This window comes from Anoxybacillus andreesenii, assembly GCF_030813005.1.
GTDB classification, from domain to species: domain Bacteria; phylum Bacillota; class Bacilli; order Bacillales; family Cytobacillaceae; genus Robertmurraya; species Robertmurraya andreesenii.
Window position 1 is genome coordinate 98,000 of record NZ_JAUSTU010000007.1, and the last position, 21,069, is coordinate 119,068.

The following is a 21,069-nucleotide window of genomic DNA, read 5'->3' on the forward strand; positions in this document are numbered from 1 at the left end:
AGGTACCTGGTACCGATTATTCTCCGAGGTCGACGTTGTGGTAGACTTGTTGGACGTCTTCTAAATCCTCGAGGGCATCGATCATTTTTTCGAATTGAGCCTGTGCATCCTCAGGAAGTGTCACTTCATTTTGTGGAAGCATCGTAAGCTCGGCAACTGAGAATTCGGTCACACCAGCATTCTTGAAGGCTTCCTGAACAGCATGAAATGCTTCAGGTTCAGCGTATACGATGACGGAATCGTCTTCTTCAATAATATCACGGACATCGACATCTGCCTCCATTAAGAGCTCAAGCACGTCGTCAGCGCTCTTACCCTCAACACCGATGACTGCGGTCTTATCGAACATATAGGCAACAGAGCCACTAACTCCCATATTCCCGCCGTTCTTGCCGAATGCTGCACGAACTTCAGATGCAGTGCGGTTAACGTTGTTGGTCAAGGCATCGACAATGACCATCGATCCATTCGGGCCAAAGCCTTCATAACGAAGCTCATCAAAGCTCTCATCCGAACCGCCCTTTGCCTTTTCGATGGCACGGTCAATGATATGTCGAGGGACATTATATGTCTTTGCCCGTTCAAGAACAAATTTTAACGCTTGGTTTGCTTCTGGATCAGGCTCGCCTCTTCTTGCAGCAACATAGATTTCACGACCAAATTTTGCGTAGATTCGACTTGTATTGGCGTCCTTTGCCGCCTTCTTATCCTTAATATTGTTCCATTTACGGCCCATTTTTGAACACTCGCTTTCAGCTAGGGTAGATAAATCAATTTTTTAGAAAAAAGATTCTAATGATTTTTTTCCATCGAATATTATAACAAAAACAATGCGAAAAAAGGTATTAGAAATATTATCTAATCCTTTTTCTCGATTGCTGCTTTTAGTAAATCCCCGAGACTTGTTCCGAAATCGTCCTTCTGTGAGTATTTTTGCACAAGCTTTCTTTCTTCTTTTTTGGAAACAGACTTTTTCTTGTCTTCTGCTTTTTCAACAATATTGCAGCGGCGGCATTGAAAATAAAGTCCTGCTTTCCCTTCGTGCATTTCCATCTTCTTGTGGCAGGTTGGGCAGCGGCGGTTGGAAAGCTTCGGGTCTTTTCTTTTTCGATAATGACACTCAAGACTGGAGCAAACAAGGATTTTTCCTTCCTTCGTGTTTCTTTCCTTTAAGAAAGAGCCACATTCAGGACATTTTGAGCCGGTAAGGTTGTGAGCTCGATATTTCTGGTTGCTCATCTTAATCTCTGCTATTAATTGCTTCGTTTGCTGACGGATGTTATTCCGGAATACTTTTGGATCACTCTTTCCACGGGATATCTTTTCAAGCTCCTGTTCCCAGCGTGCTGTCAGCTCAGGGGATTTCAATTCATCGTTGACAAGCTCAATCAGCTGCCGACCCTTTGCCGTCGTATGAAAACGTCCGTTGTTTCGCTCGACAACCTCTGTCTGCAAGAGACGTTCAATAATTTCTGCCCTTGTTGCGGGGGTGCCAAGCCCGTATTTTTCCATTTGTGTTAAAACGTCCGCTTCGGAATATCTTGCTGGTGGCTCTGTTAGCCTTGACTCGAGCTGCACATTTTGAACCGTATAGGTTTGGCCTTCAGCAATTTTTGAGAGACTTTGTGTTGTAGATGACTCTTCTTTATTAGTTAGGGCTCTGAATCCTAATTGGATGACAGCTGTTTCATGTGCAGTAAAAGTTTCTCCATCGACATCTATGATAGCTTTAATGCCTTCATACTCGTAGGCCTGGTGAAAAAGCATCAAGAATCTGCGAACAATGAGGTCATATAATTTTCTTTCATCTGGAGACAAATCACTAATATGTGCACGCTCCTCCGTTGGAATGATCGCATGATGATCGGTTACTTTTTCATTGTTGAAGATCTTTTTAGCGACTACTTTACCCTTTTTTGCAATGAGTGGCTTAACCTCATCTTTGTAGCTTGACGCAAGGCCATGTAAACGGTCAAGCATCGTCGCTTCCATATCCGTTGTTAAATAACGAGAGTCCGTTCTCGGATAGGTGACAAGCTTATACTGCTCATATAATTTCTGGAGAACGTTAAGCGTCTTCTTAGCAGAAAATCCATAACGATGATTCGCATCTCTTTGCAGCTCTGTTAGATCGTAAGGAAGGGGATGCTGTTCCGTCTTTTTTTTGCGTTGAATCGAGACGACCTTGCCTTTTCCTTCCTTTATCTTTTCTACAATTTTTTGCGCACTATCGGAAGAAAAAATTCTCTTTTCACCGTTTTTCTCCCAGCTTGTCTTTAGAGGTCCGATTTGGGCGTCAATTGTCCAGTATTCCTTTGGTATAAAGCTCTGTATTCCTTTTTCTCTTTCCAAAATAAGAGCAAGGGTTGGAGTTTGAACACGCCCTGCTGATAGCGGATCCTGATATTTGGTTGTAAGAGCCCTTGTGACGTTTAGACCAATGAGCCAATCCGCTTCTGCACGGCAGACAGCCGATTGATATAAGGCCTCGAACTCCTTGCCAGGTCTAAGCTTTTGAAAGCCTTCCTTAATAGACCTATCCGTGTGAGAGGAGATCCAGAGTCGCTTAATGGGTTTCTTCCAATGCAGCTTTTCCAAAATCCAACGGGCGACGAGCTCTCCTTCACGGCCAGCATCGGTTGCGATAATACAGTCCTTGATATCCTTCCGTTTTGAAAGCTGCTCAATCGCCTTAAACTGCTGGCTTGTTTGCTTCATGACCTTTGTACCCATTTGATCCGGAATAATTGGGAGGTCTTCTAGGTTCCAGTTCTGATATTTCTTATCATAATGCTCGGGCATCTTCAACTCAATTAAATGCCCAAGAGCCCAGGTCACAATGTATTGGTTTCCTTCAATGTAACTTTTATTCGATTGTTTGCAGCCTAGGACACGCGCAATTTCACGAGCAACACTAGGCTTCTCAGCAAGTACAAGTGATTTCATCATTTCACCTTGATTTCTATTTAGATTCCATATCAGTATAACGGAAATTTGCTGAGATTGGTAACTATGCTATTTCTCATGAGAATGAAGAGGAAAAAATAAAGGGAGGCAGCATATTAAATAAGCTGTCTCCCATAAAAATTAATCTCTTACATATACCGCTGTACCAGTTGCAACACACATCATCATGCCATCTCTCAAGGTTTCGAAATCTAAATCAACACCAACTACGGCGTTAGCCCCGAGTCTGCGTGCTTTGTCTTCCATTTCACGAATAGCAATTTCTCTTCCTTCAGCAAGCTTATTTTCGTAAGCACTGCTGCGGCCCCCGATAATATCCGTCACACTTGCTAAAAAGTCACGAACCACGTTAGCGCCCATAATCGCTTCCCCAGTTACAATCCCTATGTAGCGTTCAATTACTTTTCCTTCTAATGTTGAAGTAGTGGTTACTAGCATTACTTATTCCTCCTCAAAAATTGGGTCATTAATTAGTACGTTTTGGAGGTAAGGAGGTTTCACGATTGGAAAAATTTCATTCCACGTCTTCTTGTTCGACTCGATTCTTGAAGGCTTCTTGGACGACGATAAATTCCTCATCCCCGATTGCATCTCGAGATTTTTTCTGTACTAAAGCGTCCTCTGGAAATTTTCCTGGATGCCCTTTCCGCTTATGGTTGAATTCTTTTCCTCTTGCCACTTTCTACACCCCTTTCTCCCATAGAATACCCGGAAAAAAAGACTTCTATTTAGATAAGTAGTACAACCAAGAAAGAAACAAGCCAAGGTCATACCCTGGCTTGTAGATTAGCTATTCTTAATTTTTTCTGCGGCAGTTGCGGTTTCTGCCACATATTGGGCAATTTTATGATTGTCGCTGTTAAGGGTTTCGATGGTTGCATCCATCTCCTCTAATCCAGCTGTGGCTTCCTGAATGACGGCAGCTAGCTCCTTTGTGGCTGTTTCTGCAACGACAGCTTGAGACTTTACATCATTCACAGTATGGCTAAATTCGTTGAAGCTTATATGGAGATGATCTAGAGATGCACCTACCTCATGGAAAAGGTTTGAAACCTCGCTGACCGCTACAAGGCTATTCTTAAATTTACCACTGCTTTCATGCATTTGTGCAAAAGCGGATGAATTGGCTGTATTTACTTCAGTTAAATTTTCGGTAATTTGGACAGCTGTTTGTCTTGTTAATTCGGCAAGCTTGCGGATTTCCTCCGCCACGACTGAGAATCCTCTCCCAGCATCCCCGGCCCTTGCTGCTTCGATCGATGCGTTAAGGGCCAGCAGATTCGTTTGTTCGGTAATACTTTGGATATTTACGATAAAACCATTGGTTTCCTCAATTTTTCTTGTTAAATCAGCAAAGATAGAGCTTAATTCCTTAATTGAATCAGATAATTCCTCCATGTCTGAATGCAAATCAGCGACCTTTGTTAATCCATTGTTAGAAGCGGTAGTAGCAGCTGTTACATCATTCGATAACTCAGAGGAAACTTGGCTCATCTCGTCCATCATTGATTTTGTCGCCTCAGCACTTTCGGCAATTTGATTAATTTGTTCTGTTTGGATTAGACTGCCGGTGGAAATCTCGGAAACAGCCACCTTCATTTCAGTCTGAGCAACCAAATGATTCTGAATCTCTTGATTAATTTTATTCAGGCTGTCGGTTATAACTGAAATTTCATCTTGAAGAAACTGACTATGTGCTTCCTTTTTATGTTGTTCCGCTTCAGAATCAGCTAGGAATCCTTCAATTGTCCTGAATTGGTTTTGGTTAAGTCGAATCAAAACAAACAACACGATTCCCATTAAGACATACATCAAAATAGAAGCAGAAAAAATATCCCTTAGCAGCTTTTCTGTTTCAGCTGCATAGAGAGTGTTGATTATGAGATTCAAAAAACCGAAGCAATAGCCAATCAAGAATAACCTTTGATCAAAGTGAATGGAAGCGATAATCGTCAGGAATAGGATGACCAAAAAAATCTGACTTCCTCCACCGTAAAGGATGATATTCAAAAAGTTAAGGGAAAAAATCATGATGATAGAGAAGTAGGGGAATAGACGCTCTTTTTTTAACCAGAGCTGGAAAATAAGATACAGCCCAACAAAAATGATAAGTTCACTTGCATACAAAGTTACTTTTCCCCAAGAATCCGACTTCAAAGCTGTGAAAATCGTCGTACAGATAAGGGCTACAGAAAAAGTAGATAGCATTAAATTGTTTTTCTTTATGATATCCCTTCTTCTGAGATTCTTAATCGATTCCAAAACAATCATCTCCAAATTTGTATTTATATCTATATAATAATTTAACGGATAATATAAATGAACGAATATTCACGAATAATGACCTTGGGACAAAAAAAGTGACTCTTGGTCAATCATTTGTTGTCTGAAAACAAAGGATGACATTATCTAATACCCAGTCTGATGATTTTCTTAAAAACTACTATTCTATTGCTAAAAATATAACGAATAATGTCGAATAAAATGGTATAATGGTTACTATAAAAATAGGATATTTATATGTTTTTTACAATATCAATATAGCGAAAATGGGTAATTAGTCATGGTAAGGGATAGGTGGGTATTAAATGGATAAAACGTCGTTAATTGGAGTTATTTTGGCGCTTATTGGTGTCTTCGTGGGGATGGTTTTAAAAGGGGTGGATCTCGTTGCTCTTGCGAACCCGGCTGCGATTCTCATTATCCTCGTAGGAACAATGGGTGCGGTAACAATCGCATTTCCAACCAGTGAAATTAAGAAGGTTCCTAAATTGTTTGGCATCCTATTTAAAGAAAAGCAATTAATGAACCCTGTCGATCTAATAAAAATGTTCTCTGAGTGGGCGCAGTTAGCTCGTAAGGAGGGGCTGCTTGCGCTTGAAGCGAAGACAAATGAAGTGGATGATGAATTCTTAAAAAATGGATTATCACTAGCGGTGGATGGGCAAAGTGCCGATTATATTCGCGATGTATTATCCGAAGAAATCGAGGCTATGGAGGAGAGACATCAAGCAGGTGCCTTGATTTTCACCCAGGCAGGAACATACGCTCCGACGCTAGGGGTTCTTGGGGCGGTTGTCGGTTTGATTGCGGCTTTGAAGGATATGAGTGATATTGATGCCCTTGGTCATGCCATTAGTGCTGCCTTTGTCGCAACATTGCTGGGGATTTTCACAGGTTATGTTCTATGGCATCCATTCGCAAACAAGCTAAAGAGAAAATCACATAAAGAAGCTAAACTGAAATATATGATGATTGAAGGGGTGTTATCAATCCTTGAGGGAGAGGCTCCAAGAATCATTGAACAGAAGCTGGCTTCCTACTTACCGGCATCAGACAGGAAGAAGTTTTTGAATGAAATTGGTGGTGAGAAGAAGGATGAGTAAACGGAAAAAGAAGGCTCATCACGAGGACCATGTCGATGAATCCTGGCTTATTCCTTATGCCGATATTCTCACATTGCTGTTAGCTTTATTTATCGTTTTGTTCTCCATGAGCTCTATTGATGCGAGAAAGTTTAATGCGATGTCACAGGCTTTTAACCAAGCCCTTTCGAGTGGTACAGGGATTTTTGAATATCCAAGTCCCGTGCCTACAGATGAGGCAAATAACCTGGATGATGCGAAGGGAAAAGAGAAGGTAGAGCAAAGTCAAGAGGTAAAAGAAAAGATTGAAAAGCTGGAACTTGAAAATATTCAAAAAAAGGTCAATACATATATTGAGGATAAAGCTCTAACAGAAAAGCTCTCTACATCTTTGACAGATGAAGGACTCCTGCTAACCATACGTGACAATGTTTTATTCCCCTCTGGAAGTGCGGATGTGAGACAGGAGGATATTAAGACGGCAAATGAGATTTCGGAGCTTCTTGTCATGAATCCACCGAGAAATATTATTATAAGCGGGCATACAGATAATGTGCCAATTAGGAACCCGCAATTTGAATCTAATTGGGAGCTTAGTGTCATGAGGGCCATTAATTTTATGAAAATTATCTTAAATAATAATCATAAGCTAGACCCAGCTTTATTTAGTGCAAAGGGTTATGGGGAGTTTCAACCTGTTGCAAGCAATGATACAGCAGAAGGAAAAGCAAAAAACCGGCGCGTAGAAATTCTTATTTTGCCAATCACAGCTGAATAGACTTTAGAAAAGTAGTGGAGAGGGAAAAAACCTCTCCTTTTTATGTGGATTTTTGAAATCGCTTTCATTTTTCTATTTGTTATTTTTCTCTTGCTGAATAGGTACAGGTTTACACATACGATCGACTACATATCCGAGGGCTATCATTGAAACAATTGGAATAGCGAAATTTAGGACATGAAAAAAATTCATCTCATTACCACCTTTTATATAATATAAAACTTTGTTATAGGTATTATATTACTTTTTCAACTATTTAGACAGATGTTTTTTCACAAAATGTTCACAATTACTTGTTGACAAATTTCGCAACTCCTCAAAAAAACTTCCTGGTACTAGTCTACTAGAGACCCCATTCAAAATTTCCATACATATTTTTGTTAGGACAATAATAAGATGAATCAACCTAAGAAATTTGCTAGAAAGGAGCGAAATAACAAGAAAAACGTTCTTTAAAACGAAAATAATGCTTGATTTACTGAACACCCATGCTAAAATAGGAGTATATTCTTAATAAAGAACAAAAAGGTCTTTTAAAAGAATTTGTAGGAAAATTAGAATAGGATGGGTGGGAATGTATCAGAAAAATTGTGAGATATGCCATCGAGCATCATATAGTAGTAGTGAAGTAGGAAAATGGATTTGCCCGATTTGTGGAAATGATTTGACCAATCAACCATTCTTCGATGCGATGACATTCGAACGGATACATATTAAGACAGTACCTCTCCATCGAAAGCTAAAAAAATACCAAAAGTGAAAAAATACAATATCAATGACTTAAGTCCTGCAAACTAGGAAATCACAATATAAGCTCTTCGACAACATTTATTAAAAAGACATATTTTATTCTTGTTTTCAAAGTAAAGAAAAATATTAGGTAAATTATTTTAAAAGTGATGTCATTTTTTGTCTAAATTTGTTAAAAAAGAATATTTAAAATATTCATACAAATGACAAATAATAACACTTTTATTAAGAAAAGCAAAGTAGACTAAAAATAACATAAAAAAACGATAGATCGCCAAAAAGGCAAACCTATTGAAAAATAGGGGCGCAAAGTCTCAGGTCTAAGGTGGGGCACAACTAGGACGGCTGGACTGCTGAAATCGATCCGACAAATAGGGGGAACTATGGTGATTGAAGCAAAGGGATGTGTAGAGGGGTTAGATACGGAATGGGTGAAATTAATCTTGGAGGCAAAGAGGTTGGGAATTAGCAAGGAAGAAATAAGAGAATTTTTGAATTCTAATTCATACAAGCAAGCTAGTTCTTAAAAATGGATCAACACTATTTTTTATATAAGCAGAAAAAATAACCTGTTCAAACTGGGAACAGGTTATTTGTTTTGGTTTATTCTCCATTTGTTGAATTCAAGATACTCCCGGAACTGTTCTTTAGATACTCCTGAGTCCATTGCTTCCTTTACGATCTTGATCCATTCTGAATCAAGCTCCTCGTCACTCAAGTGTTCGTGGATAAGGTAATCTACTGGTACATGGAGTACACCCGCAATTTTTTCGAGAAATTGTATGGACGGGTTACTTTGTAGATTTCTTTCTAAAGAACTCAAATAAGATTTAGCTACACCTGCTTGCTCAGCGAGTTCTGAGAGAGACATCTTTCTTTCTAAGCGGAGTTTCTTAACGCGATCACCAATCATCCAAGCCACACATCCTATCAGTATCTATAGTTCTATCATAGCAAAATATAGAGGGTAGTTCCATATTTAGAACGGACGTTCAATATCAATTTCATATTTTATCACACTTGATAACTATTTAATAAGGGTCTTTTCTAAAATTGTGACGATTGTATGTAAAAAAATAAAAAATATGGCAAAAAGCCTAGTACCGACCCCATGTCCAAAGAAATAAAATTAACTATGTAGTCAAAGTCCTTAGGAAGAAATTATTTTGATTGTCCATCGAAAAGTATTACAATTGATAGAGTACAATGGTATTTGGCTGAAGGAGGCATAGGAATGATTGTTCTAAAATCACCAAGAGAAATTGAAATGATGAAGAAAGCCGGTGAACTTCTGGCTTCAGTGCATAAAGAAATTGCGAAAATGATCAAACCTGGTGTGACAACCTGGGAAATAGAAGAATTTGTAGACGCCTATTTAAAAAAGCATGGGGCAACGGCACAACAGAAGGGCTATAAAGGCTATGAATATGCAACCTGCGCAAGTATTAATGATGAAATATGTCATGGATTCCCCCGGAAGGCGCCACTTAAAGAGGGAGACATTGTCACCATTGATATGGTTGTCAACCTTAACGGAGCCTTAGCTGACTCTGCTTGGTCGTATGCTGTAGGTAAGGTTTCAGAGGAAACAGCCAAGCTCCTAGAGGTTACAAAAGAAGCGCTCTATAAGGGAATTGAACAAGCGCAAATAGGAAACCGGATTGGCGATATCGGGCATGCGATCCAAACGTATGTTGAGGGAGAGGGATTCTCTGTTGTTCGCGACTTTATCGGCCATGGAATTGGGGCTAATATTCACGAAAAACCAGATGTTCCTCATTTCGGTTTACCTGGGAAAGGGCCAAGAATTAAAGAAGGAATGGTTTTTACAATTGAACCCATGGTGAACGCAGGTGAATATTATATGAAGATGGATGACAATGGCTGGACAGCACGCACTGTTGATGGTAGAAATTCTGCGCAATATGAGCATACCATTGCCATTACGAAGGAAGGTCCTGTTATTTTGACCGATCAGAATGATCGATAGAAGCCAGGTGTAATAAGGGTATTAAGGGAGTAGGAAATGAAACTTATTAGCATAGAAGATTACAATCCGAATTATATGCAGCTAGCTCGGCCCATCTATGATAAACAAAAGAGAGTGTTGCTTGGAGCAGGTAGAACGATTCATCCAGTTTATCTCAAGAGAATTATGGAACTAGATATTCGTTATTTGTTCGTTGAAGATGCGACCTCCTTTGGTATTACGATGGAGGAACTAGTGGATTTCCCAACATGGATGGACGCCATAGACACCGTAAATAAGTTTTATCATGCGGTTTCAAAAAATGAGGAGCTACCGATTCGTGAACTGCAGAAACAAGTCATTCTGCTTGTTGAAGAAGTTTCGAAAAGGAAGGCGATCGTTTTGATTCCGGCTTCCTCACTAGCGATGGAGCTAAGGGAGTATGCACATTCAGTCAATGTTACGTTACTTGCACTTCAAATAGCAAAAAAGCTAAACCTTTCTCAAATGCAGGTAAAGGATTTGGCCCTTGGCTGCCTTTTGCATGATATCGGTAAGGTATTAGCTAAAGGAGTGGAGGATCATTCTCGAGTGGGCTTTGAATATTTACGGAAAATTAGAGAGGTTAGTCTGCTATCTGCTCATGTTTGTTATCAACATCATGAGGCTATCGATGGTAGCGGTGCGCCTCGGGGCCTTGAGGGAAAAGAAATTCATGAATTCGCTCAGGTTTGTGCGATTGCCAATCTATATGAAAATTCGATCTCAAAGGATGGACTACAGCCCCATGAAGCAATGGAGTACATCATGACCAAAAGTGGTACGCTGTTTAGCACAGATTTAATCAATGTCTTTATTCAGCAGGTTCCAAGCTATATCCCTGGTACTCAGGTTAAATTAAATAATGGTAGAAGAGGGATCGTCACAAAAATAATCGGAAATGTTCAACGGCCCTACATCCGCTTCTTGGATACTGAAGAGGAAATCTCCTTGGCTGAGAACCATACGTTATTGATAACAGAGGTCCTGAATGAAAAAAAGTCCACTTAAAAGAGTGGGCTTTTTCGTACCAATTATCTTTTTCTTAAATTACCCAGTTCTTCGGCTAGTGCTTGCATTTCATTTGGGCTGAAGGAATTTTTTTTCATGACGAGCTCATAAATCTCTTTAAGCTCTTCATACAGGTTCTCATCAAAATGAGAGGGCTTGATGGCGCCAAGATTCAATACCTTCAATTTTTCTTTAATCTTTTCAATCATAAATTCAACGTTTTCAACGGAAGCAGTTGATAAGTTCAAGTCGATCCCCTACCTTTTCCTTTGATGCTGTTATTATATGCACCCTTCTTTAGTGAATATTAACATCTTTTCAGATGAAATTATAGGCTCTTTCAGAACTTTGTTGTAACCTAAGGGAAGAGTTGATGATTTTCTTTCAGGAGGTCTTGCATCTTCCCTGAGAGATCGTGGAAAATGAGAGGTAGGAGGTTTTTTACATATGATAAAGGTACTATTTGTTTGTCTCGGGAATATTTGTCGGTCACCCATGGCAGAGGCCATGTTCCGGGATGTCGTTATGAAGAAAAAGCTAGAGGAACAAATCCTCGTCGATTCAGCAGGTACAGGGAACTGGCATATTGGACAAACTCCCCATAAAGGTACGATCGAAATACTTGAAAAGTACAACATAAGTACGAAAGGTCTTAAGGCTAGACAAATCCATGCGAGGGATATAGAGGAATTTGAATATATCATTGCGATGGATTCGAATAATAAAAAGGATATTGAAAAACTAAAGGCTGTTTTTCCAAAGGCGAAAATCAAAATGCTGCTTGATTTTGTACCAGATACTGAGAATAAAGACGTTCCTGATCCTTACTTTACAGGGGATTTTGAGGAGGTCTATAATTTGGTCAAGCAGGGCTGTGAAGGGCTATTAGAACATATTATGGCAAATGATTTACATGATGTGGGAGGGAAAATCAATGGGGAATACGAATAAGTTTTGGAAAGGCATTCTATTTGGTGCCATTGCAGGCGGAGCCGTCACATTATTGGATAAGGAAACACGCCACTCTGTCAGAGAAGGTATTAAGAAAGGAACAAAAGAGGTGACCCACTGTATCACTCATCCAAGTGAAGTAGCCGAACAGCTCAGGACGAAAACAGAAAAATTACGGAATACAGTGGAACAGGTGAGTGAAGACGTCACCTTCATTGCAGAAAAGGTTGGAGAATTAAAGGAAGTAACCCCAGCGGTTGTCAGTCTTGTATCCGATACGAAGGAAGCGTTCCTAGAGAGTTCCGACGATTGATAGGAGTGTCGTAATGGAGCTGTTAAATGTCAGAGCACTGTTGATGCTTGTGAAGCGAATTTGGGAGGATGATATATTTGGACTTGCAGCCCAGCTTGCATATTTTTTCCTTTTATCTCTTTTCCCTCTCTTGATTGTTCTAGTCAGTCTGATTCCCTACCTTCCTATAAAGCAAGAGGAAATGCTTTGGGTGGTGGCTGACTTTGCGCCAGGTCAGACAATGGCGTTTATTGAAACGAATTTGAATGAAATTATGAGTCATCAAAATGGGACCCTGTTATCCTTTGGTATCCTTGCAACCATATGGTCAGCTTCAAACGGCATGAATGCCCTGATACGAGCTCTGAATAAGGCGTATGAAGTGAAGGAAAGTCGTTCCTTTGTTGTCGCCAGAGGGATGGCCATCCTTTTTACATTTGCCCTTGTTTTTGTCTTCCTTGTTGCATTGCTTCTGCCTGTTTTTGGGAAGCAAATTGGTATGTTCCTTTTTGCGAAATTAGGGCTATCAAGTCAATTCCTCGCGTTTTGGAACATGGTGAGATGGCTCATGAGTGCACTCATTATTTATCTTGTTTTTCTCGCCGTATATTGGATTGCGCCCAATAAGAAATTTAAATGCATTGAAGCATCACCTGGGGCGTTCTTTGCTACAGTGAGCTGGTTAGTAGTTTCCTTTGGCTTTTCCTATTATGTCAGCAATTTTGGGAACTATTCGGCCATGTACGGTAGCATTGGTGCAGTTATTGTGCTGTTGATTTGGTTTTATCTAACGGGAGTAACCATTTTGCTTGGCGGAGAAATCAATGCCCTCGCAAGCCAGCTGAAGAATGAAAATTGTTAGTGTTCCCGTGGTTTTGCAAAAAGTTCCTTTATGGAATGGCGTCCTTTTTCATACAATAACATGAGGGAAGAGGAGGCAGTATCAATAAAGGAGGCTTATGTGAATGGCAAAGAACAAAGGTGGCACAAAGCAAAAGGGAAAAAGCAGCCCAAAGAATAAAACATCCAGTTCAGCAAATGGTTCAAATGGATATCATTAAAAGGCTCATTTTTACAAACATAGTTGCAGTCTAATAGCAGCATGAAATAAAGGCTGAGCGCGCTGCTCAGCCTATTTCAATAGCCTTAGTCCGTTTAAGATAACCAAAATCGTGCTTCCCTCATGACCAATGACTCCAAATGGCAGGTCAATAAACTGAAAGAAATTGGAGACAATTAACACCATAATAACACTGATTGAAAAAATCACATTTTGCTTAATAATTCGATTCATCCGATCTGATAGCTTGATAGCTTCCGCAATACGAGGTAAGTCATTCTTCATTAAGACAATATCAGCTGTTTCTAGTGCCACCCCTGATCCATCGCCCATTGCGATCCCAACATTCGCTGTTGCAAGTGCGGGGGCATCATTAACCCCATCTCCAACCATTGCGACTTGGCTGAATTTTTCTTTCAGCTTTTTCAATTCCTCGACCTTTCGTTCTGGGAGGCATTCCGCTACATAAGCATCCACATGACTCTCTGTGGCAATAGCTTGGGCAGTGCTTTCACTATCCCCTGTTAGCATGATGGTGTAGATGCCACGTTTCTTAAGAATATCAATGGCCTTCTTTGTTTCTTCCCTGACCACGTCCTTCAAAGCTATGACTCCAACAACCTCATCATTTTTTTGGATATAGACCACAGTCTTGCCTTCGTTTGCGAGTTTTTTTGCGGCTCCATTTAAGAAGGCTTCAGCTTCTGATCTCCCCACAAAATCAGCCTTGCCAATTTTCCAAATATCATGATGGTAGTGCGCTTTCACTCCAAAGCCTGCAATATCTTCAATGCTTTCTGGCTGGATGAGTGGTCTATCTAGGCTTTCTTTTGTGTATTTTACGATGGCTACAGCTAATGGATGATTGGAATGGCTCTCAATGGAAGCGGTTGTTAACAATACATCCTCTACTGATAAGTGATCCTTAACTAGTACATCTGTTACCTCAGGTTTCCCCTTCGTCAATGTCCCCGTTTTATCAAAGGCAATGGCTCTTAGGTGACTTAAATTTTCTAAGTGTACCCCGCCTTTAAAAAGAATCCCATGTCTTGCGCCGTTTGAGATGGCGGAAAGAGACGCAGGCATAATGGAGGCGACCAAAGCACAAGGAGAGGCAACAACAAGCAAAATCATGGCTCGGTAGAAGGTTTCTGTCCAACTCCAGCCTAAAAGAAAATGTGGCAAAAACATCATTAGAACGACAACAGCTAATACAATCTTTACGTATGTTCCTTCAAACTTCTCAATAAATAGCTGTGAAGGTGATTTTTCACTTTGAGCAGATTGGACAAGCTGGATGATTTTTTGAAACAGGGTGTCCGTGCTCGGTTTTGTTATTTCCACAGTGATCGAGCCATTAAGGTTGACCGTCCCTGCAAAAACCTCCTCATCCAGCCCTTTTGAAACAGGGATGGATTCACCTGTAATAGCCGCTTCATCCAAATGAGTTTGCCCTTTGACAATTCGTCCATCAGAGGGAATACGTTCCCCGGGCTTAACAAGGATTAAATCGCCGATTCTTAAATTCGAAACAGGGACGATTTTTTCCACTCCATCTGTTATCACTAATGCCTCCTCTGGCTGCAGCTCCATGAGGCTTGAAATTTCCTTCCGGCTTTTGTTCATCGTATAAGTCTCTAATGCACCACTCATGGAAAAGATGAAGATTAAGATCGCGCCCTCGGTCCAATAACCGATGACTGCAGAGCCTATGGCGGCAAACACCATGAGCATTTCGACATTGAGCTCTTTGTTGGCAATCGTGTCTTCAATTCCTTCCTTTGCCTTTGCAAATCCCCCAATCACAAAAGCAAACAGAAAAGAGATGACGGAAGCAGTTGAGAAGCCCCCCTTTTCTAAGAGCCAGCCAATTCCGATCAGGACCCCACTCGTAATAGCGGCGATTAATTCTCCATGAATCTTCACTTTGTCCATGAGACTTTCTTCTGAGGCTTGTGTATTTGCTGTTCCAATTCCTAATTCCATTATTTGTATTCCCCTTTCTGTAATAGTTTCAATTAATTGCTCTAATTGAGAAAAATAATCAGCATCATTACCCTAAAAAAACACGAAAGCTGCCATCCTTAGGATGACAGCGGAAAAGCCGAAAAGATTAGTAAATTAAATTTATTATAATTATATCACTAATGTCACAAGATAGGAAGGTTTTTTTAGGAAGTTGCTTCAGTCTCTTTCTTTGACTTAAATAGGATGAGCCCGACAAAAATACAAAGCAGCATGATTGAAATAAAATAAAAGAAGCTGATTCCTTTTAAATACTGTATCGTTAACCCACCGATAAAGGGTCCTGAAATACTACCGAAGCTAAATAGAACACTGCACATAATATTTCCAGCCGGCAAAAGCTGTCTAGGTAGAAGATCCGCCATATAGGAAATCCCTAGGGAATAGGTTGAACCAACCAGCATTCCTGCCACAAAGAAGCAGATGAAAAGTGCGGTTCCCGAGTTTTCTAGAATTCCAGCAAGGATAAATGTAATAAATCCCCCGAGCATGATGACTGGTAAGACCCGCTGTCTTCCGTAGCGATCGCTCAATAAGCCAAGGGGCATTTGAAAGACGATGCTCCCGAGCGCAAACGCAGGCAAAATAATGGAGACCGCCTTCACATCGATCCCGATTCTTAAAGCATAGACAGGAAAATTTCCGTTTAATGTTGCCTCCAAAAAACCATAGCCAAAAGGCGGGAGAAAGGCAACCCATGCGTATTTCCAGACCTGCCCGAATCGTTTAAATGAGCTGAGCAAGGATGACGCACTTTTTGCATCAGGGTCCGGGAATTCATTCCGTATGAAAAAGATTGTGACCCAAGCAGCTAGGCTCAAAGCTGAAGAGATAATAAAAGGTAAGGATTCATGAACCTCTAATAATCGGGTCATTAATGGACCAATCGCAAACCCAAAGCTGAAAAATAATCCATATAAGGCGATGTTGCGTCCCCGGTTGCCTGTTGTGGAGAAGGAGGTAATCCAGGTTTGCGTTCCGAAATGGAGCATATTATCTCCAATCCCAATCAATAAGCGTAAAATGAACCAAAACCACAAGGATTTCCATACTGGAAATAGAGCAAGGGAGGCTATAACGATAAGTCCTCCGAAGATAATCGTTGGCTTAAAGCCAAATTTTTGTAGCGGTTTTTCCATAAAAGGGGAAATTAACAATATTCCAATATATATTCCGGTTGCGTGTAGTCCGTTAATGGATGAGGATAAGCCATCCTGTTCGAAGATGATGGCAATGAGAGGCATAAGCATGCCTTGGGAAAATCCAGATATCGCCACGATCCCAACAAGGACCCATAGTTTCATGTTCTTCATTATGTAAGCTCCATCGTGTATTGTGATGGCTGAATAAGCCATTCTCCTTGATGTTAACCGAGATATCGGGTATCTGGCAACCATTTTTATGGTAGTTGAGGATTGGCTTATGCTTGTCCTGGGCTAAATGGCTTTTCTAATTTGTTAGCTTCAAAAAATGGATAAGATGTCAAAGCTCTGAAAAAACTATAGGTATCCTAGGGAAAATATTGAAAGGAGTTCCGCTTCTTATGAAGAAAAAAAGGTTTATGTTAGTAATTGGATTTCTTTTAATTATACAATGCCTCGTTGTCCCATCCGCTTTGGGAGCTAAAAAAGAGGAAGGTGTCAAAATTCCACAAGGGGTCCTGAACATTACAAAGGAGAATACATATCCGAATCCGACGCAGGATCTCCCTACCTTGCAGCCAAGTGAGCTGACACAAGAGCTGCTTCATTCATCGAAAATTAAGATTGAGAATCCCAATTTGATTCGCATGCTTAATGAAACAAACGTTAACAGCACTCCCTTTGCATTTGGCTATCGGGCGGTCATTTATTTGGGGCAATGGCCGCTCAATTATGAATCGACGGAGACAGCACCGAATTGGGAATATCAGAAAATCAACACGAATTATTTTGATAATCGGGGTGGGAATGCGAACTATCAAATTCACTATGTCCAGGAAGCACAAAAGGTAGTAAAAGGTGGCCTAACTGCCAAAATCCCAGAAGCGGAAGATGTCAAGAAGATGATGCTTTTGAAGGCAGCGGAAAAATCAGGCTTGCCACTTGCATTTGAGACGGTGATCGGTGCAGGAACGAAAAAGGATCATGTCTACAATATCCCTCCGAAGAGACTTGGATATTTGTATGGATATGCGCCAGCCGTGAACGAAAAGGGAAAGGTTACGTATGGAGAAGTCTATTTAATGCTTAAGGGAAATAAGAAAATGATTATTGTCAAAAATGTCACCTCTCAGGGAATCGGCGCTTGGATTCCATTGCAGGATTATATCGCCTTTGGATTTGTCGCATCAGAGCGGCCAAGGTAGAAGAGAACCGTCGGATTGGTCCGACGGTTCTTCATTTGAGTACACAAACAAATCTTAGAGGGAGATTTTTGCTTTCCTTTGGAGGAAATTCAAGCTCTGGTAATAGCTATTTTTCACCAAAACATTGGGTCCGAGACAACGAACCTCTGGACAATGACAATTTAAGCTTTTTGCCAGCTCGGACTGCATCCACTTGGAATAAGCATCAGCAAGAGAATCCGTTTGAATATTGCCAAGCGGTGGGGTATCACCGAAATCGGTCACAATGACATCTCCAGAAAAAATATTCACATTTAAGCGTGAGCGTCCATCTGGATCGTTTCGTACCGTTACATTTTTACTCTGATATAATCTTTGCAAAAGGGCTAAGTCCTCTTCATTGTCGCTGCAAGGATAAAAGGGGAGGGTCCCGAATAGCATCCATGTATCTTCATCACGAATATCTAACAAATGATGAATTGCCCTACGAATTTCATCTAGGCTTAATACGTCAAGATTAGCAGCAAATGCGGAAGGGTACATCGGGTGCACCTCATGACGGCTGCACTTCATCTCCTCGACAATTTGATGGTGAATATGTTCAAGATGGGGCAAGGTGCGTTTGCTTAGCATCGTTTCTGCCGAGACCATCACCCCTAATTCGGATAAGGCACGACTGTTTTCAATCATGCGCTGAAAAAGGGCAACTCGCTGATCGATCGTTGGTTTCCGCTCCATCATCGCAAATCCACCCTCAACGAAATCCTCTACCGTTCCCCAGTTATGAGAAATATGTAACACGTCTAAAAATGGAGCTATTTTTTCATAGCGTTCAAGCTCAAGAGTTAGGTTTGAGTTCAGTTGAGTACGAATCCCTCTTGAATGGGCATACTCAAGTAAAGGGAGTACGTAGGCTTCTACCGATTTTTTTGAAAACATGGGCTCTCCGCCAGTGATGCTTAAAGACCTTAGTGTGGGAATTTCATCGAGCCTCTGAATCAGAAGATCGATTGGAAGGGCTTTTGGATCCTTATGTGTCAAAGTATAACCAACAGCACAATGCTCACAGCGCATATTGCATAAATTCGTTGTTGTAAATTCAATATTGGTTAAGGTCATGTTCCCATATTGTTCAACATCCATGTAGGCTTCCCAAGGGTCGAAACGAGGTGAGATTTTTCTGTCCATAGAATATAACTCCTTTAATCAAGCTAATAACAAAACCTTTGTCATTATCAGATTCTATGTCTGATCTGTCAATAAATTTCTCTTTACGATTAAGAATATTAGGTTGCGAAAAGGGGAGCTTTTTTGTACGATCAGTGAGTTAGCACGAAGGAATGAAAGGAGCGCAAAATTTTGGGTAGTCCAATTAAAGAAAAAGAAGACCAGGTAGTTTTTTTGAAAAAACGATTGAATATGTTTCTTGATCTATTGGATGCGATTGAGCCGGAAAATGCAGAGCTTGAGGATATTGACCGTCTCATTTCAATAATCGACGATTTAGAATCGAAATGTCGAGAATTTCAAAATCGAGAGCTATGAGGAAAGGGCCCAATGGGCTCTTTTTCTATGAGGTAGATACCTTTTAATCAAAGGGAGATAGGAGTATAATAAGATTCGAGAAATTATGTGAATTTCACATTTCGCACGGATTGTGGTTCTGGAATGTCCTTAGTACCGGCCATTCCGTTTCATACTAGGCGTGCGATACGCATAGGGTGAGCAGCACTTTTCTCCGTTGTTTCTAAAGATAGACTACATGAACAACTGCTTTGTTTAATTATTTTTATTCCAATGCAACAATGTTTGAGAAAAGAGCTTCACAAATAAAAGATAAAGCGTTTTCAACAAAGGGGAAAGGGGAACTACCATGAATTTAGAAAAATTTCAAGAGAGCATGTACAAGCTTATTGTAGAAACCTCGACTAATTTACCAAAGGATGTTCGGCGTGCAGTAAAGGCTGCAAAGGAAAACGAAAGCGCTGGTACTCGCGCTGCTATGAGCTTAGCGACGATCACCAATAATATCCAAATGGCCGATGAAAATGTTTCTCCAATTTGTCAGGACACGGGGCTGCCAACCTTCAAGATTAAGACACCTGTAGGAGTGAACCAAATTGAACTAAAAAAAGCGATTCAAAAGGCAATCGCATTAGCTACAAAGGATGGAAAGCTACGTCCCAACTCTGTTGATTCGTTAACTGGGGAAAACAGTGGGGATAACTTAGGGGCTGGAGTTCCGGTTGTGAAGTTCGAGCAATGGGAGAAAGATGATATTGATGTTCGTCTCATTTTAAAAGGAGGCGGCTGTGAAAATAAAAATATCCAATATAGCTTGCCTTGTGAGTTAGAGGGGCTTGGTCGAGCAGGTCGCGATCTTGATGGAATCCGAAAATGTATCATGCACTCTGTCTACCAGGCACAGGGACAAGGCTGTAGTGCAGGGTTTATCGGTGTTGGGATTGGCGGTGACCGTTCTTCAGGGTATGATTTGGCGAAGGAACAGCTCTTCCGTTCCAACGATGATGTGAATCCTCATGAAGACCTTCGCAAGCTTGAGGAATATGTAATGGAAAATGCGAACAAGCTTGGGATTGGAACAATGGGATTTGGCGGAGAAACCACTCTCCTTGGCTGTAAAATTGGTGTCATGAACCGTATTCCGGCGAGCTTCTTTGTATCGGTTGCCTACAACTGCTGGGCCTTCCGTCGTCTCGGTGTGAAGGTCAATGCAGAAACGGGAGAAATAAATGAATGGCTTTATCAGGATGGAGATAAGATTAGCTTTGCGGAAGAGACAGCCAGAGAGCAAGCAGCTGCTACATCTGAGAGTGAGCCAAAGGTTGTCACTCTGAAAGCCCCTATTTCTGAAGAGCAAATCCGTGAGCTCAAGGTAGGAGACGTAGTTCGCATTGATGGCAGAATGTTTACGGGCCGTGATGCGATTCATAAGTACCTATCAGAAAATGATGCTCCGGTTGATTTGAATGGCCAAATTATCTATCACTGTGGACCAGTGATGTTAAAGGATGATGAAGGCAACTGGCATGTGAAGGCGGCAGGACCAACAACAAGTATTCGTGAGGAGCCTTATCAAGGGGATATCATGAAGAAATTTGGCATCCGTGCTGTGATCGGTAAAGGTGGAATGGGCCCTAAGACGCTTGCTGCCCTTAAGGAGCACGGTGGTGTTTACTTGAATGCGATCGGTGGAGCGGCCCAATATTATGCGGATTGTATCAAGTCTGTTGATGGCGTTGATTTAATGCAATTTGGTATTCCGGAAGCGATGTGGCATCTATCGGTGGAAGGCTTCACGGCGGTTGTAACGATGGATGCGCATGGAAACAGCCTGCATGAGGATGTAGATAAATCCTCGTTAGAAAAATTAGCTCAATTTAAAGACAGAGTATTTTAAATCGTGGAGGTTGACTTAAATTCTGAACTGCATCTCTGATTGGTAGACATTCTATCAATTGGAGATGCAGTTTTTTGATCTGAAATTTGGTAAAAATTACTTGAATATCTCATTT

Annotated in this window: 22 protein-coding genes and 1 riboswitch; of the genes, 12 read left to right on the forward strand and 10 right to left on the reverse strand. The window is 40.8% G+C overall.

The window, feature by feature from the left end:
- Positions 1 to 16: 16 nt before the first annotated feature.
- The 5 genes from J2S07_RS09090 to J2S07_RS09110 form a co-directional block, all read right to left on the reverse strand.
- Positions 17 to 736, reverse strand: coding sequence for a YebC/PmpR family DNA-binding transcriptional regulator (locus tag J2S07_RS09090; RefSeq protein ID WP_307150114.1), 720 nt, complete (start codon positions 734 to 736; stop codon positions 17 to 19).
- Positions 737 to 858: 122 nt separating this feature from the next.
- A complete protein-coding gene (locus J2S07_RS09095) occupies positions 859 to 2,946 on the reverse strand; it encodes a DNA topoisomerase III (protein WP_307150115.1) in 2,088 nt (695 codons plus the stop codon).
- A gap of 141 nt (positions 2,947 to 3,087) precedes the next feature.
- The gene (locus J2S07_RS09100) at positions 3,088 to 3,405 is read right to left on the reverse strand and encodes a YbjQ family protein (RefSeq protein WP_307150116.1); all 318 of its coding nucleotides are present in this window, start codon (positions 3,403 to 3,405) and stop codon (positions 3,088 to 3,090) included.
- A gap of 76 nt (positions 3,406 to 3,481) precedes the next feature.
- Positions 3,482 to 3,646 carry a hypothetical protein gene (locus tag J2S07_RS09105; RefSeq protein ID WP_307150117.1) on the reverse strand — a complete coding sequence of 55 codons (165 nt, stop codon included), beginning with the start codon at positions 3,644 to 3,646 and terminating at the stop codon, positions 3,482 to 3,484.
- Positions 3,647 to 3,753: 107 nt separating this feature from the next.
- Positions 3,754 to 5,229, reverse strand: a complete 1,476-nt coding sequence (locus J2S07_RS09110; protein WP_307150118.1) for a methyl-accepting chemotaxis protein — start codon at positions 5,227 to 5,229, stop codon at positions 3,754 to 3,756.
- Positions 5,230 to 5,555: 326 nt separating this feature from the next.
- On the opposite strand from J2S07_RS09110, the gene motA reads away from it, so the two are divergent.
- The 4 genes from motA to J2S07_RS09130 all read left to right on the forward strand — a co-directional run bounded on the left by motA (position 5,556) and on the right by J2S07_RS09130 (position 8,387).
- Positions 5,556 to 6,353: a flagellar motor stator protein MotA gene (gene motA, locus J2S07_RS09115; protein ID WP_307150119.1), complete on the forward strand. Its 798-nt coding sequence runs from the start codon at positions 5,556 to 5,558 to the stop codon at positions 6,351 to 6,353.
- On the forward strand, positions 6,346 to 7,110 hold the full coding sequence (gene motB, locus J2S07_RS09120) for a flagellar motor protein MotB (RefSeq protein WP_307150120.1): 765 nt from the start codon (positions 6,346 to 6,348) through the stop codon (positions 7,108 to 7,110). The genes motA and motB overlap by 8 nt, the downstream gene beginning before the upstream one ends.
- Positions 7,111 to 7,684: 574 nt before the next feature.
- Entirely contained in the window at positions 7,685 to 7,870 is a 186-nt protein-coding gene (locus J2S07_RS09125) for a hypothetical protein (RefSeq protein WP_307150121.1), read from the forward strand.
- A gap of 261 nt (positions 7,871 to 8,131) precedes the next feature.
- Positions 8,132 to 8,218: riboswitch (cyclic di-GMP riboswitch) on the forward strand.
- Between the two features lie 25 nt (positions 8,219 to 8,243).
- Complete coding sequence (locus J2S07_RS09130; protein ID WP_307150122.1) at positions 8,244 to 8,387, forward strand: anti-repressor SinI family protein; 144 nt, start codon at positions 8,244 to 8,246, stop codon at positions 8,385 to 8,387.
- Positions 8,388 to 8,449: 62 nt separating this feature from the next.
- Here the strand turns inward: J2S07_RS09130 and J2S07_RS09135 are convergent, their stop codons facing one another.
- Positions 8,450 to 8,773 carry a helix-turn-helix domain-containing protein gene (locus J2S07_RS09135; protein ID WP_307150123.1) on the reverse strand — a complete coding sequence of 108 codons (324 nt, stop codon included), beginning with the start codon at positions 8,771 to 8,773 and terminating at the stop codon, positions 8,450 to 8,452.
- A 321-nt stretch (positions 8,774 to 9,094) separates the two neighbouring features.
- Between J2S07_RS09135 and map the strand changes: the two genes are divergently transcribed.
- On the forward strand, positions 9,095 to 9,850 hold the full coding sequence (map, locus tag J2S07_RS09140) for a type I methionyl aminopeptidase (RefSeq protein ID WP_307150124.1): 756 nt from the start codon (positions 9,095 to 9,097) through the stop codon (positions 9,848 to 9,850).
- A 36-nt stretch (positions 9,851 to 9,886) separates the two neighbouring features.
- On the forward strand, positions 9,887 to 10,879 hold the full coding sequence (locus J2S07_RS09145; RefSeq protein WP_307150125.1) for an HD-GYP domain-containing protein: 993 nt from the start codon (positions 9,887 to 9,889) through the stop codon (positions 10,877 to 10,879).
- A gap of 23 nt (positions 10,880 to 10,902) precedes the next feature.
- Here J2S07_RS09145 and J2S07_RS09150 read toward each other — a convergent pair whose 3' ends face one another.
- Positions 10,903 to 11,127, reverse strand: coding sequence for a DUF1128 domain-containing protein (locus J2S07_RS09150; protein WP_307150126.1), 225 nt, complete (start codon positions 11,125 to 11,127; stop codon positions 10,903 to 10,905).
- Positions 11,128 to 11,326: 199 nt separating this feature from the next.
- On the opposite strand from J2S07_RS09150, the gene J2S07_RS09155 reads away from it, so the two are divergent.
- From J2S07_RS09155 to J2S07_RS09165, 3 genes are read left to right on the forward strand one after another with little or no spacing between them, the layout of a single operon-like run.
- Entirely contained in the window at positions 11,327 to 11,830 is a 504-nt protein-coding gene (locus J2S07_RS09155; protein WP_307150127.1) for a low molecular weight protein-tyrosine-phosphatase, read from the forward strand.
- On the forward strand, positions 11,814 to 12,143 hold the full coding sequence (locus J2S07_RS09160) for a YtxH domain-containing protein (RefSeq protein ID WP_307150128.1): 330 nt from the start codon (positions 11,814 to 11,816) through the stop codon (positions 12,141 to 12,143). Before J2S07_RS09155 ends, J2S07_RS09160 begins: the two co-directional genes overlap by 17 nt.
- A 13-nt stretch (positions 12,144 to 12,156) precedes the next feature.
- Positions 12,157 to 12,984 carry a YihY/virulence factor BrkB family protein gene (locus J2S07_RS09165; protein WP_307150129.1) on the forward strand — a complete coding sequence of 276 codons (828 nt, stop codon included), beginning with the start codon at positions 12,157 to 12,159 and terminating at the stop codon, positions 12,982 to 12,984.
- A gap of 270 nt (positions 12,985 to 13,254) precedes the next feature.
- On the opposite strand, the gene J2S07_RS09170 is transcribed toward J2S07_RS09165, so the two are convergent.
- Positions 13,255 to 15,168: a heavy metal translocating P-type ATPase gene (locus J2S07_RS09170; protein WP_307150130.1), complete on the reverse strand. Its 1,914-nt coding sequence runs from the start codon at positions 15,166 to 15,168 to the stop codon at positions 13,255 to 13,257.
- A 185-nt stretch (positions 15,169 to 15,353) separates the two neighbouring features.
- On the reverse strand, positions 15,354 to 16,562 hold the full coding sequence (locus tag J2S07_RS09175) for an MFS transporter (RefSeq protein WP_307150131.1): 1,209 nt from the start codon (positions 16,560 to 16,562) through the stop codon (positions 15,354 to 15,356).
- 188 nt (positions 16,563 to 16,750) lie between these two features.
- Here J2S07_RS09175 and J2S07_RS09180 point away from each other — a divergent pair, with 188 nt between their 5' ends.
- Positions 16,751 to 17,554 carry a YfkD famly protein gene (locus J2S07_RS09180; protein ID WP_307150132.1) on the forward strand — a complete coding sequence of 268 codons (804 nt, stop codon included), beginning with the start codon at positions 16,751 to 16,753 and terminating at the stop codon, positions 17,552 to 17,554.
- 54 nt (positions 17,555 to 17,608) lie between these two features.
- On the opposite strand, the gene yfkAB is transcribed toward J2S07_RS09180, so the two are convergent.
- Positions 17,609 to 18,721, reverse strand: a complete 1,113-nt coding sequence (yfkAB, locus tag J2S07_RS09185; RefSeq protein ID WP_307150133.1) for a radical SAM/CxCxxxxC motif protein YfkAB — start codon at positions 18,719 to 18,721, stop codon at positions 17,609 to 17,611.
- Between the two features lie 171 nt (positions 18,722 to 18,892).
- On the opposite strand from yfkAB, the gene J2S07_RS09190 reads away from it, so the two are divergent.
- On the forward strand, positions 18,893 to 19,078 hold the full coding sequence (locus J2S07_RS09190; RefSeq protein ID WP_307150134.1) for an SE1561 family protein: 186 nt from the start codon (positions 18,893 to 18,895) through the stop codon (positions 19,076 to 19,078).
- A gap of 328 nt (positions 19,079 to 19,406) precedes the next feature.
- The gene (locus J2S07_RS09195) at positions 19,407 to 20,954 is read left to right on the forward strand and encodes a fumarate hydratase (RefSeq protein WP_307150135.1); all 1,548 of its coding nucleotides are present in this window, start codon (positions 19,407 to 19,409) and stop codon (positions 20,952 to 20,954) included.
- The last annotated feature ends 115 nt before the right edge of the window (positions 20,955 to 21,069 follow it).

What these genes read in the sequence shown, in the direction of transcription:
- J2S07_RS09165 (WP_307150129.1), top strand. Translation starts at nt 12,157, where the DNA reads ATGGAGCTGTTAAATGTCAGAGCACTGTTGATGCTTGTGAAGCGAATT.
- motA (WP_307150119.1), top strand. Translation starts at nt 5,556, where the DNA reads ATGGATAAAACGTCGTTAATTGGAGTTATTTTGGCGCTTATTGGTGTC.
- J2S07_RS09170 (WP_307150130.1), bottom strand. Translation starts at nt 15,168, where the DNA reads ATGGAATTAGGAATTGGAACAGCAAATACACAAGCCTCAGAAGAAAGT.
- J2S07_RS09155 (WP_307150127.1), top strand. Translation starts at nt 11,327, where the DNA reads ATGATAAAGGTACTATTTGTTTGTCTCGGGAATATTTGTCGGTCACCC.
- J2S07_RS09095 (WP_307150115.1), bottom strand. Translation starts at nt 2,946, where the DNA reads ATGAAATCACTTGTACTTGCTGAGAAGCCTAGTGTTGCTCGTGAAATT.
- J2S07_RS09100 (WP_307150116.1), bottom strand. Translation starts at nt 3,405, where the DNA reads ATGCTAGTAACCACTACTTCAACATTAGAAGGAAAAGTAATTGAACGC.
- map (WP_307150124.1), top strand. Translation starts at nt 9,095, where the DNA reads ATGATTGTTCTAAAATCACCAAGAGAAATTGAAATGATGAAGAAAGCC.
- J2S07_RS09130 (WP_307150122.1), top strand. Translation starts at nt 8,244, where the DNA reads ATGGTGATTGAAGCAAAGGGATGTGTAGAGGGGTTAGATACGGAATGG.
- J2S07_RS09145 (WP_307150125.1), top strand. Translation starts at nt 9,887, where the DNA reads ATGAAACTTATTAGCATAGAAGATTACAATCCGAATTATATGCAGCTA.
- J2S07_RS09125 (WP_307150121.1), top strand. Translation starts at nt 7,685, where the DNA reads ATGTATCAGAAAAATTGTGAGATATGCCATCGAGCATCATATAGTAGT.
- J2S07_RS09175 (WP_307150131.1), bottom strand. Translation starts at nt 16,562, where the DNA reads ATGGCTTATTCAGCCATCACAATACACGATGGAGCTTACATAATGAAG.
- motB (WP_307150120.1), top strand. Translation starts at nt 6,346, where the DNA reads ATGAGTAAACGGAAAAAGAAGGCTCATCACGAGGACCATGTCGATGAA.
- J2S07_RS09180 (WP_307150132.1), top strand. Translation starts at nt 16,751, where the DNA reads ATGAAGAAAAAAAGGTTTATGTTAGTAATTGGATTTCTTTTAATTATA.
- yfkAB (WP_307150133.1), bottom strand. Translation starts at nt 18,721, where the DNA reads ATGGACAGAAAAATCTCACCTCGTTTCGACCCTTGGGAAGCCTACATG.
- J2S07_RS09090 (WP_307150114.1), bottom strand. Translation starts at nt 736, where the DNA reads ATGGGCCGTAAATGGAACAATATTAAGGATAAGAAGGCGGCAAAGGAC.
- J2S07_RS09135 (WP_307150123.1), bottom strand. Translation starts at nt 8,773, where the DNA reads ATGATTGGTGATCGCGTTAAGAAACTCCGCTTAGAAAGAAAGATGTCT.
- J2S07_RS09160 (WP_307150128.1), top strand. Translation starts at nt 11,814, where the DNA reads ATGGGGAATACGAATAAGTTTTGGAAAGGCATTCTATTTGGTGCCATT.
- J2S07_RS09195 (WP_307150135.1), top strand. Translation starts at nt 19,407, where the DNA reads ATGAATTTAGAAAAATTTCAAGAGAGCATGTACAAGCTTATTGTAGAA.